Genomic DNA, 12,492 nt, shown 5'->3' with positions numbered 1-12,492 from the left:
TTTTTAATTTGAAGGGGGATTTTTATGGATGAATTAATTGTTTTTTCTCCATTTTATAGTGATCATGAAGTTGAAAAATGTTTTGTTTTATATGATGAAATTGTCAGAAAGAAGATAACAACAAATGTAAATCAATTTGTTTCAGTATTAATTAAATTAGCAGAAAAATATAGTTTATCAGGTAATTTGTTTAATAGTTTATTAACTAATTTATTGATTAATAATGAAAATTCATTTACATTGGCTCTAGAAAGAAAAAAAGACATCGCACCAAATTTGAAAAATGTTGTAATGAATGATTTTAAAATTATTTATGAAATGTTTAATAGTGATTTTAGTTCTTTAACATTACTTCATCAGGATTTGATTAATAATTTTATACCTTCTAAACCAATTATTAATCAAGAATTATTTGAAGTTTCAAACACATTACAAAATAATTTAACTGAGTGTAAAAATGTCGAAGAATTCTATGATGTTTTAAATGCATTTTTTTCAGTATATGGTGTAGGAAAATATGGATTAAATAAAGCATTTCGTTATGAAAATGAACAAATTTGTCCTATAATACATATAGGTAACGGTCGATTAGATCAATTAATCGGATATGAAACTCAAAAACAACAACTTAAACAAAATACTGAAGCATTTTTAGCAGGGAAAAAGGCAAATAATGTTCTTTTATATGGTGATAGCGGTACTGGTAAATCTAGTAGTATCAAAGCTTTGTTAAATGAATATTATAAAGATGGTTTAAGAATGATTGAAGTTTATAAACACCAATTTAAATATTTGCCACGGATCATTCAAGAATTACAATCGAGAAATTATAAATTTATTTTATTTATGGATGATTTGTCATTTGAAGAATTTGAAATAGAGTATAAATATTTAAAAGCAGTTATTGAAGGTGGACTAGAAAAAAAACCGGATAATATTTTAATATATGCAACAAGTAATCGTCGCCATTTAGTAAAACAAACATGGAGTGATCGACAAGACCAAGATGAAATAAATATTAATGATGCCAAACAAGAAAAAACATCATTAAGTTCAAGATTTGGAGTTAAAATATTATATACACATCCCAATCGTCAAAATTATTTAGATATCGTTGATGGACTTGCTAAACAATATGATTTAAAGATAAATCAAGAAGAATTGCATCAAAAAGCCTTAACATGGGAAATTCGTCATGGTGGATTTTCTGGAAGAACTGCAAAACAATTTATTAATGCGATGTTAGGTAAATAGGAGAAATATGCAAAAATTATTATTAAAAGATTATGACAAAATTAAAAAATATTTAGATGATGCTAATTATGAAGGATACAATTCTAATTTTGTAACTATGATGATGTGGGATCATGAATACAAGATCTATTATGAAATAAAAGATAATTTCATGATTATGTTACATACATATATGAATGAAAAATTCTTTGCAATGCCATTTTGTAAAGAAGAATACTATCATGAAGCAATTGAATATATGATGGAATATGCAAAATTAAATAACTTTCCTTTTAGAATTGAATTAGCAGTACAGTCATCTGTAGAAATAATTAAAAAATTGTATGGAGATAAGTTTTTATATTTACATAATGATGCTAATGATGATTATATATATACTAAAAGTTCATTGGAAACTTTATCAGGTAAAAAAATGCAAAAAAGACGTAATCATTTTAATGCATTTATAAAAGAAAACCCTAATTATATTTATAAAGAGATCGAAGATGATGATATCGATAATGTTTTACAATGTTTAAAAAAATGGGATTTTTCTAGACAGATAGAGGAAAGTGTAATATCAGAATATGTAGGAATTGTTTATTTACTAATTCATCGTCATGAATTAAATATTAAAACTGGCTGTATTTACATCGATGGGAAATTAGAAGCATTTATTATTGGATCACCATTAAAACATAATACTATTCAAATTCATGTTGAAAAAGCTAATAAAGAAATTAGAGGTTTATATGTAGCAATTTGTAAATTTTTCTTAGAAAATAATTTTCCAGATTATGAATTTGTAAATAGGGAAGAGGACATGGGATTAGAGTCATTGCGTAAAGCAAAAAGGAATTTACATCCAGTTAAAATGATTGAAAAATATTCTATTGTAATTAATAATCAAAAAATACGTAAAGCAAATGATCAAGATTTATATGATATTATTGATTTGTGGCGTGATAGTTTTAGTGATGAAAATGAAATATCAACTAATTTTTATTTTATGAATCGATATGATTTGAAAAATGCATACATTTTAAAAAATAATGATACATTAGTATCAATGTTACAAATTGTACCATATACAATTATTATTAATCATCAAGAAACATTAGCATATTTTATTTTAGGAGTAGCTACTAATAAAAATTATCAAAAACAAGGAATGATGAAAAAACTAATGAATTATGTTTTATCATTACCAAAATTTGCAGATAGCAAAATCATGCTTCAAGCATATCATCCAGAAATTTATTATTTATTTGGTTTTACAGAAAAATATTTTCATAAAATAACAAAAATAGATAATAATTTATATAAAACCAGCAAAGTTAATAGCATAAAAATAATTGATAAATCTGATTATGCTAAATTAGTAGAATTATATAATTGTTATTGTAATAAATTTAATGGGTATCGTAAAAGAGATGTTGAATATTATAAAGAATATCTAATTCCTCGTTGTAATGCTTATAATGAAAAAATAGAACTATTTTATGAAGATACTTTAGCAATAGGTTATGCGATATATAGTAAAACGAAAGAAGAAATTAAAATATCAGAAATAATTTATCTTGATCAAAATTGTTTAGATAAGATAATTGAATATTTTACAAAAAGCAATAAAGTATTATTTATTGAAACAGATATGCGTGCAAATTTACATGGTGAAAGTAAACAAATATGTACCATGCTAACTAATTTTTCTTTCAATGATTGTTCTAGTGATGATTTATATATTAATGAATGCTTATAACTTTAAAAGAATATAGCAATAAAAATACTGCTATGTAGAAAATTTATGTCTAAAAGTTAAATATCATTTATATTTATAAAGAAGAGGTTGAAAAGATGAATTTATTTTTGACGTTAGCATTTTTGTTTTTTATTGGAGCTATTACCGGATGGGTAATTGAAGTTTTATTTAGAAGATTTTTATCTTCAGCAAATCCAGAACGTAAATGGATTAATCCAGGATTTTGTACTGGGCCATATCTTCCATTATATGGAGTAGGGTTATGTATGCTTTATTTGATTGCATCTTTGGAACAATATAATATTATCAAAGATTATTTTTGGAATAAAGCAATACTTTTTCTCATGATGGCAATTTTTATGACTGTTATTGAATATATTGCTGGGATATTTATTTTAAAAATTTCCAAAGTACGTTTATGGGATTATCGTAATGAACCAGGAAATATTCAAGGAATTATTTGTCCAAAGTTTTCTATAATATGGGCATGTTTAGGAGCGGTATATTATTTTTTGATTCATCCTTATATTTTAAATGCTCTTTTATGGTTATCTAATAATTTGGCATTTTCTTTTGTGATTGGAATGTTTTTTGGAATATTTATAATTGATGTCGTAAATTCTGCGCAATTGGTTGTAAAATTAAAAGCATATGCTGAAGAAAATGATGTTATTATAAAATATGAAATGATAAAGACAAATATTCGAAAATGGCATGATGATAATGAAATGAAATATCATTTTTTTAAACCATTTAAAACAGATACTCCTTTAGCAAAACATTTGAAAAATATGCAAGAAATTTTTGAAATAAGATATTCAAAGCATAAAAAAAATAAATAAATATAATAATGTTAAAACTCTTTGACAAAGTTCAAAAGACATTTGATAGATTTGTTAACTCAGTATTTTCTATAATTAATTGCGAAAGGAGATAAATAAAATGACATTAGGAGAAAATATTTTGAAATTAAGAAAGAAACAAGGACTTTCGCAAGAACAATTAGGATATCAAATTGATGTGACAAGACAAACTATTTCAAATTGGGAATCAGAAGATACAGCACCAAATCCTGAGCAATTAAAACGCTTATCAAAAGTATTTGATATAAGTGTCGATGAATTATTAGATAATGAATATAAATCAAAAGCAATTTTAATTAATAAAGTATCTAATACAGAAAGACTAGCCGGTATGATTATAAAAATCTTGAAAGTATTTGGGATTATAGTTATTTTATATTTAATCTTTGTAGCTGTTGCATTGATTGGATTATTTATCTATAGTCAAATGTAAATAGTTTTAACTAAAAATAAGAATTGTTTTATTACAAATGCAGTTCTTATTTTTTAGTTATCAATAAATTTTTATGATATATATAACTTCGCATAATGTATATTATGTAAATTTTATATAAAATAAAAACTAAGAAATAATGCATCTTAGCTTTTATAAAAATAGATTGTTAATAAATGCAGTACAATTAATAATTAAAAAGATCACACCTATAAAAATCAAAAATATGTATAAGTTAATTTTATCTTTTTTATAATTATTATATAATGCAAGCATTGAACATACTATCAAGCATATCGCAATGATAAAAAATGTAACTATACTTATTGGTGTTTTAGTTAATAAACCAGCACCAAAAATAAATGTACCAACTGCATAAGCCAATATTGAAAATACGATTAAGCGTTTGTTATTTTCTTCCATAAATACCTCTCATTAAATTATTTTATCTAAAATTGAATTTCCAATTTTTGGCAACTCAACTTCAAAATTATCTGCGATTGTTGCACCAATAACAGCAAATGAATCCATTTCTGGTAACTGTTTTGGTTTAATCAATTCTTTTGAATAAATAATTAAAGGAACTTGCTCACGAGTATGATCAGTACCTTTGAAAGTCGGATCATTTCCATGATCACTACTAATCATTAATAAATCATCTGGTTTTAAATATCTCATTAGTTCTTCTAATTGTAAATCAAATTCTTTAATGGCTTTGCCATATCCAATTGGATCGCGACGGTGTCCATAAATTGAATCAAAATCAACAAGATTAACAAAACACAAACCGTTGAAATCTGTTTTTGCAATCTCAATAACTCTATTTATAGTGTCAATATTATTTATTGTTTTAATATCTTTAGTAATTCCTTGATTTGCAAAGATATCAGCGATTTTTCCAATTCCAATTACATCATAATTATTATTTTTTAAATTATCTAGTACTGTAATTGCTGGAGGTTTTAATGCAAAATCATGTCGTGAAGAAGTTCGTGTATACGATCCATCTTTATTTTTGATAAATGGTCTTGCAATTACTCTTCCTATTTTCCAACGAGGATCCATTGTTAATTCTCTTGCAATCTTACAGGCATCGTATAATTCTTGTAGAGGAATTATATTTTCATTAGCTGCAATTTGAAATACAGAATCAGCTGATGTATAAACAATCCAATCGCCAGTTTTTGCTTGATGTTCAGCATACTCTTCAATAATTTTTGTTCCACTAGCAGCTTTATTACCCACGCATTTACGACCAGTTTTAGCTTCAAATAATTTAATAAATTCATCAGGAAAACCTGTTTTTGTAAATGTTATAAGTGGTTTTTTAGTATGTATTCCCATCATTTCAAAATGGCCGGTTATTGTATCTTTGCCACTTGAAAGTTCATTGAGTTTTAATGTATAGCCTAATTGAGATCTTAATGGATAAATACCTTCAAAATCTCCTAAATTTCCTAAACCTAATCCTTCTAAATTAGGAATGTCTAGTCCATTACATGCATCACAGATATGTTTTAAAGTATTTGCACCTTCATCATCATAACTGCTTGCATCTTGACCGTTTCCAATTCCTAATGAGTCACATATTAGTAAAAATATTCGTTTATATTTCATGTGTCCTCCTTAAATTTTATTTTTCTTTTTTACCCGCGGATGAAATAGTTGATATTCTTTTTTGATTTTTTGATTTGATATGTGGGTATATATCGTTGTTGTTGAAATGTTGCTATGACCCAGTAATTCTTGAATTGAGCGTAAATCAGCACCATTTTCTAGTAAATGAGTTGCAAAACTATGTCGGATTGTATGGGGTGAAATCTTTTTATTTATTGTTGTACGTTCGATAATTTGTTTTAAAATAATATAACACTCTTCTCTACTTAATTTATTACCATGATTATTAAAAAATAGCAACGGTGAGTCTTTTTTTATAAATTCATTGCGATAGTGTTTTAAATAATCATTTAATATATTTCTTGCCATATTACTTAATGGGACAATGCGTTCTTTATCCCCTTTTCCAATAATTTTAAGATAACCCATATTTATATTAAGTGAGCTTATTGTTAAATTAGTTAATTCAGATACCCTTAGTCCAGTTGCATACATAAGTTCAAACATACAACGATTTCTACTACTTATATGATCGTTGATTTCGATACTGTCTAATAATTCTTGCATCTCTTCTTTGCTTAATACAATTGGAAGTTTTTTATCTATTTTAGGTAAATCAAAGTCACTCATAATGTTTGTATCAATAACTGTTTCTTTAGTTGCAAATGTAAAAAACATTCTAAGTGAAACAAGCTTTCTGTTTATAGAAGTAGCAGATATCTTTTTTGAAAGTTCTTTAATATATAATCTAACATGTTCTTTAGCTATATCATTTATTTTAGTAATTTGAAAGTTATGATCTAAATAGCTTTCAAATTGATTTAAATCTTTGATATAGGCATTGATTGTATTTTTACTAAGCCCCTTTTCAACTATTAAATATTGCTTATATTCTTCTATTTCATCTTTTAATAACATATTTTTACCTCTTTTACTTCCTCATTATAGCATGTTTAAAAATAAACTTGCTAGTATTATGCAAATTAAAGTACATATACTTTAAATGCCATTGAAATTGTAACAATAATTAAAATTACGATTAAATAATCTAAGATATAATTAATTATTTTACGACTATTAAATACTTCTTTAGTAACAAAACTAGTTGTAAATGTATTTAAAGATAATCTAAGAGAAATTATTGAAATAACATACATTAAAATAAGTTCAATAATTAATTGTGGTACATAGCCAAGTAAAAACATATTAATATCAAAATTATTTAATGTAAAATAAAAAATTGATGCCAACGTAAATTGCATTCCTTTTGAAAATATAATAAAACTATTAAAAAATAGACCTAAAAAACTAGTAGACATCAATAATGATAAAAATATGTATATTCCAGTTATTATCAGATATAAATCATAGTTATTTGTTGTACTGTTACCTTTACAAAAAAATAAATACTTACAAAATTCAATTAAATTATCATTTCCATAAAAGTTGTAAATAATACCAAATAACATTCCACAAACTAATAATACTAAAGTAAATACATTGAACAATAGTTTTTCGTTTTTAAATACCTTATTTAAAATACTCATAAGTAGTCCTCCGTTTATACACCTTATGAGTAAAGTTATTATTTATTCATCTATTTTAAATATTTTTTTTGAATATTTTTATTTTTAATTTTTGATGCTTTTGTAATGATTGGTTTTTTAAATTTTTTATTTATGTCATCTAGAATAATATCTAAATCATCATCGTTATTATTAGTTTTATCGTTACTAGAATCAAAAATAGATAATTGTTCTTTATAATCTTTTTTATCAATTGTATTGTTTAAACTTACTCCTAGTAATCTTACTGCTCTTCCATTGTAATTAGCATCAAAAAGCATTTTTGCGGTAGATAAAATAATTTCATAATCATTAATATAAGAATTAATGGTTGTTTGACGAGAAATGCTTTCAAATCTTGTGTATTTAATTGTTATGGAAATAGAATTTGAGATAAGATTTCTATTTTTAGCTCTTGATGAAACTTTTTTTGCGAGTTTTTTTAATGTATCATATAAAATCACTTCGTCAGAAGTATCATATGGTAAAGTTGTCGAGTTACCAACTGATTTTAATTCGTTTTGTTGGGGATCAACCATTCTTGAATCAATTCCATTAGCTTTTCGATACAATAATAAAGCATTTTTTCCCACTATTTGTCTTAAAATATCATAGTTTGAATAATCAGCAATATCTTTAATCGTATTTATACCGGCTTCTTTTAATTTAATTGTTGTCTTTTTTCCAACGCCAAACATATTTTGAATATCTAAGGGCCACATCAATTCTTTTAAATTTGATCTTGTTAAAATTGTAATGCCCATCGGTTTTTTCATATCACTAGCCATTTTTGCTAAAAATTTATTTGGTGAAATACCGATTGAACATTTTAAATGTAATTGTCTATAAACATCTTGTTGAATCTCTTTAGCTAATTTAATAGGATGAAAGTTTCTTTCTTGTATGATTTTAGTTACATCTACATAGCATTCATCAATACTGGCTACTTCTAAAACATCACTATATGAGGCAATAATATTAAAAAAATCATTAGATAATTGATGATAATATTCAAAATCAACAGGTAATACAATTAAATCTTTACATTTTTGATATGCTTGAAACAATGGCATAGCTGAATGGATACCAAATTTTCTAGCTTCGTATGATGCTGTTGTAATAATACTACGACGTGATTGTCCTGAAATAACTAATGGTTTGTTTTTTAATTTAGGATTACGGGCTATTTCTGCACTTGCATAAAATGCATTTAGATCAATATGAAAAATAACTTGCATAACTACCCTTTTAAACAAAAATTAATTGTATACAAACCATATAAATAATTGTCCCAGTAATGATAGATAGTAGTGTATTGTTTTTATACAAATGAATTAAAATAGTAATTATAACAGCAATCAATTCTGGTAAAGCATGATTTTTATTAAAGAAATTCATATCCTTTAAACAATATACAACTAACATTGTCATAATGGAATATGGCAATATTTTACTTAAATACATTATTAAATCAGGTGTTTTTTTAGGATCTTTAAAAATAATAAACGGTAGAACCCTGGTTAAAAAGGTTGTTATAGAAACTACCGTAATTATCATAATATCATTACTCATATTTATTATCTAACCTCTTTTTTTCAATAACTAATATTAAAATAATTGTAACTAAAGATATAATTACAAAATTATCACGACCAAATATAATTAATGCAACTATACTAACTAAAAAACCAACAATAGTTGCTTCGTGATTTTTATTGCTTTTTATTTGATTAATTACAATAACAATAAATAATGCTGTCATAGAAAAATCCAAGCCACTACTATTGAATGTAATAAAATTTGAAATACATGCTCCAACCAATGAGCCAATAAATATGATCAAATAAACATATTAAAAAAAGCTCATATTTATTTTTTGAATGATTATTTACTAAAAGTGAAAAAGTTTCATCAGATAGTGAAAAAATCATATATGGTTTCAAATATTTTGTCTTTTCAAATTTTTTTAACATTGAAATACCATAAACGAGATGACGAGCATTTACCATCAAAGTCATAATAAAAGTACTAAATAAACTATAATGCGCCATTAATAGTGATATAGTCAAAAATTGCATACTTCCAGCATAAATAAAAACACTCATAATTAAAGCATAGTAAATTGGATAACCACTATCAATTAACAACATACCAAAAGCACATCCTAAAACAAAATAGCCCATTAAAACAGGAATTGTTTGTTTAAAAGCTTTCTTTATAATTACAATATTCATCATTATTTTCCCCCTTAACTATTATACTAAAAATTTTTAAACATGGAAGTTTATTTTATTTTAAAAGGTGCTCCAGGCACCTTTTGAACTACTTATCCATTTCTAACATCCATTCAATATATAATCCATATCCAAGCATTGGGTTATTACCAGATACATGAGTAACACAGCCAATAATTTTATCATTTTGAATGATTGGAGAACCACTCATTCCTTGAACAATACCATTTGCTTGTTTTGTTACTGCTTGATCGGTAACTTTAAATTCAATACCTTTTTCTTTGATTGAATCCTGATTATTCAATTTAGTGATTTCAATTTCACACTTTTGGATTTTTTGACCATCTAATACTGTTAGAAAGTATGCTTTTCCTAATTCAATCTCATCAATATTTGCTGTTTCCATAGATTTTTTTTTAGAAATATCGTAATTATAAGTTCCATAAATACCGAATTGATTATGGCTGTTTATACTACCTATTTCAACATTTGAAATATCAGCAATTTTGTTTCCAGAATGATTAGGTGTAGCTTTTTTTATACTTGTAACAGTACTTTCAAAAATTTTACCAGATTGTAGTAAATCACTGTTTAATGTAGTATCTTCCATAGCATGACCTAATGCTCCAAAACTTTGCTTATCAGGATTATAAAAAGTAATGGTTCCAACACCATTAATTGCATCTTTGACATATAAACCAGTAGTAAATTGGTTGTTTTCATAAATAACTTTTAGTGTTTTATGAATTTCTTTGTTATTTCTGATTATTGTAACATCAAAGTTTTCTTTTAAATTCCCACTATTTTTAATTATTTCACTCAATTCATTAATAGTAGTTACTTTTTTACTTTCGATTTCAATAATCTTATCACCAATTTTGAATTCATTTTCTAAAGGATTATAAATGTCATCGGTTGTTTTTACTTCATAGCCGCCAGTTATCACTACTCCTTGATAATCTAATTCAATTCCAATTGAATCGCCACCAGGGATTAATGTAATCGCATATGCTGCAATTGGATTAATAATGGATAAAGCTACAACTAGAGAAAGAATTAGCTTTTTAAAAAGCATAGAAACCTCCTTGTAACTAACGTTACATCTTAGTTTGGCTTCTATGCTCATAATTATTCATTACTTAATTTTAATTTTTTAGCATGATCGATTGATTCTTTAGATATATCTTTTCCAGAAATTAATTTAGCAATTTCTAAAATACTTTTTTCTTCACTTAATTCACTAACTTTAACACTTGTATTATCATCATAACTTGTTTTTTTGATTAAATAATGATGATTAGCAAAACTAGCAACTTGAGCTAAATGACTAATGCATAATACTTGATATTTTTTAGCAATATATTTCATTTTAGCACCAATACTTTCAGCTACTTTACCACTGACACCACTGTCAGCTTCATCAAAGATGATTGTTTCAAGTGAACCAGAAGATAATGATAATGTTTTTATTGCTAGCATGATTCGAGACATTTCACCACCTGAAGCAATTTTATTTAGCGGTTGTAATGTTTGACCAGAATTTGTTGAAACTAGAAAGGTAATAATATCTTGACCATTTTTTTGTAGAGAGGTTTTTTGAAAATTTATTTCAAATACAACTTTTTCTAGATACAATGATTTTAATTGTTCCATTACTTTATTTGTAAACTCTAATGCTTTTTGTTTGCGTAAAGTTGTTATTTCTTTTGCACTTTGATTAACTTGAATTAAAATTGAATCTAATTTTGATTTTAAATCGTTAATATATGTTTCACGATTTGTAAATGAAAGAATTTTATCTTCGATTTCTTTTTTTGCATTTAAAATAGCATTGATTGATTGACCATATTTTCTTTTTAAACGATTTAATTTAAATAATGTTTCTTGGATTTCATTTAAACGAAATTCATCAAAATCATTTCGATTATATTCATCTAAAATAGCATCATTTAAATCAATTAAATTATAATATAAATCATACATTTGTTCATAGATTTGCTGATAGTTAACATGTTGATTTAATGTTTCTAATTCATTTAATGCACTATTTAGTGATGAGAGTGTGCCTTGATTACCTTCCATATATTGACGATAATTACTAATTTTTTCATTAGTTTTTTCAAAATCAAGTAATCTTTTTTTCTCGGATTCTAATTTTTCTTCATCAATCTCTGTAAGATTCAAACTATTTATTTCAGATAATTGATTTTGGTAATATTCTAGTTGTTCATCGCTTAATTCTTCTTCAACTGCTTTTTGATAAGTTTTTTTTATGTCGATGTATTTTTGATATACTTCTTTGTATTTTTGTTTCAGTGATACAAGTGGTTTACCAATATAATCATCTAAAATATTAATGTGGTTATTGCTATCGAATAATGTATGTGTTTCAAATTGAGAATGGATATCAATTAATTCTTTCATGATTGATTTAAGAGCCATGGTAGAAACATTGCGATAATTAATTTTAATTGTTGTTTTATTATTACGATTAAATGATTTAGACACAATTAGTTTATCATCATATTCGATGCGATATTCCTTTAATTTATCTAAAACAGAAGAATTATCTTTAATTGAAAAAACACCTTCAATAAAAGATTCATTAGCATCACTTTTAATAAAAGTAGTTTGACTACGATTTCCGCATAATTGACCAATTGCATCAATAATGATTGATTTACCAGCACCAGTTTCACCAGTTAATACAGTCATTTGATCATGAAAATCAATTTGTAATTGATCAATAATCGCAAAATTTTCTATATAAATACTCTCTAACATT

Annotated in this window: 14 protein-coding genes; 4 read left to right on the top strand and 10 right to left on the bottom strand. The window is 25.2% G+C overall.

Translation table 11 applies throughout. From position 1 onward, the window contains the following. The first annotated feature begins 24 nt into the window (after positions 1-24). From NQ543_RS05920 to NQ543_RS05905, 4 genes are all read left to right on the top strand, one after another. Positions 25-1,254 (top strand): ATP-binding protein, encoded by a 1,230-nt coding sequence (locus tag NQ543_RS05920; RefSeq protein WP_004609778.1) that lies wholly within the window; start codon positions 25-27, stop codon positions 1,252-1,254. A 7-nt stretch (positions 1,255-1,261) separates the two neighbouring features. Beyond that, complete coding sequence (locus NQ543_RS05915) at positions 1,262-2,995, top strand: GNAT family N-acetyltransferase (RefSeq protein WP_004609779.1); 1,734 nt, start codon at positions 1,262-1,264, stop codon at positions 2,993-2,995. Positions 2,996-3,090: 95 nt separating this feature from the next. Then, positions 3,091-3,837: a putative ABC transporter permease gene (locus NQ543_RS05910; protein WP_004609780.1), complete on the top strand. Its 747-nt coding sequence runs from the start codon at positions 3,091-3,093 to the stop codon at positions 3,835-3,837. A gap of 100 nt (positions 3,838-3,937) precedes the next feature. Continuing rightward, on the top strand, positions 3,938-4,291 hold the full coding sequence (locus tag NQ543_RS05905) for a helix-turn-helix domain-containing protein (RefSeq protein ID WP_004609781.1): 354 nt from the start codon (positions 3,938-3,940) through the stop codon (positions 4,289-4,291). A gap of 153 nt (positions 4,292-4,444) precedes the next feature. On the opposite strand, the gene NQ543_RS05900 is transcribed toward NQ543_RS05905, so the two are convergent. From NQ543_RS05900 to recN, 10 genes are all read right to left on the bottom strand, one after another. Continuing rightward, positions 4,445-4,714, bottom strand: coding sequence for a hypothetical protein (locus NQ543_RS05900; RefSeq protein WP_004609782.1), 270 nt, complete (start codon positions 4,712-4,714; stop codon positions 4,445-4,447). A 12-nt stretch (positions 4,715-4,726) separates the two neighbouring features. Next, positions 4,727-5,908 (bottom strand): phosphopentomutase, encoded by a 1,182-nt coding sequence (locus tag NQ543_RS05895; RefSeq protein ID WP_004609783.1) that lies wholly within the window; start codon positions 5,906-5,908, stop codon positions 4,727-4,729. A 9-nt stretch (positions 5,909-5,917) separates the two neighbouring features. Next, positions 5,918-6,826, bottom strand: a complete 909-nt coding sequence (xerD, locus tag NQ543_RS05890) for a site-specific tyrosine recombinase XerD (RefSeq protein ID WP_004609784.1) — start codon at positions 6,824-6,826, stop codon at positions 5,918-5,920. 65 nt (positions 6,827-6,891) lie between these two features. Then, positions 6,892-7,455: a hypothetical protein gene (locus NQ543_RS05885; protein ID WP_004609785.1), complete on the bottom strand. Its 564-nt coding sequence runs from the start codon at positions 7,453-7,455 to the stop codon at positions 6,892-6,894. A gap of 50 nt (positions 7,456-7,505) precedes the next feature. Further along, a complete protein-coding gene (locus NQ543_RS05880; RefSeq protein ID WP_039904150.1) occupies positions 7,506-8,711 on the bottom strand; it encodes a DNA polymerase IV in 1,206 nt (401 codons plus the stop codon). A gap of 10 nt (positions 8,712-8,721) precedes the next feature. Next, a complete protein-coding gene (locus NQ543_RS05875) occupies positions 8,722-9,045 on the bottom strand; it encodes a branched-chain amino acid transporter permease (protein ID WP_004609787.1) in 324 nt (107 codons plus the stop codon). Further along, positions 9,038-9,235 (bottom strand): hypothetical protein, encoded by a 198-nt coding sequence (locus NQ543_RS05870; protein ID WP_004609788.1) that lies wholly within the window; start codon positions 9,233-9,235, stop codon positions 9,038-9,040. The genes NQ543_RS05875 and NQ543_RS05870 overlap by 8 nt, the downstream gene beginning before the upstream one ends. Before the next feature lie 19 nt (positions 9,236-9,254). After that, positions 9,255-9,710, bottom strand: a complete 456-nt coding sequence (locus tag NQ543_RS05865; protein WP_004609789.1) for an AzlC family ABC transporter permease — start codon at positions 9,708-9,710, stop codon at positions 9,255-9,257. An 85-nt stretch (positions 9,711-9,795) separates the two neighbouring features. Next, entirely contained in the window at positions 9,796-10,782 is a 987-nt protein-coding gene (locus tag NQ543_RS05860; RefSeq protein ID WP_039904153.1) for a SpoIVB peptidase S55 domain-containing protein, read from the bottom strand. 53 nt (positions 10,783-10,835) lie between these two features. Further along, on the bottom strand, positions 10,836-12,491 hold the full coding sequence (gene recN / locus NQ543_RS05855; RefSeq protein WP_004609791.1) for a DNA repair protein RecN: 1,656 nt from the start codon (positions 12,489-12,491) through the stop codon (positions 10,836-10,838). Position 12,492 lies beyond the last annotated feature (1 nt).

It is taken from the genome of Thomasclavelia spiroformis DSM 1552 (assembly GCF_025149465.1).
Lineage (GTDB): Bacteria > Bacillota_I > Bacilli_A > Erysipelotrichales > Coprobacillaceae > Thomasclavelia > Thomasclavelia spiroformis.
The sequence above is the reverse complement of the archived record's forward strand: the minus strand, read 5'-3'. Positions and strand labels throughout refer to the sequence as shown.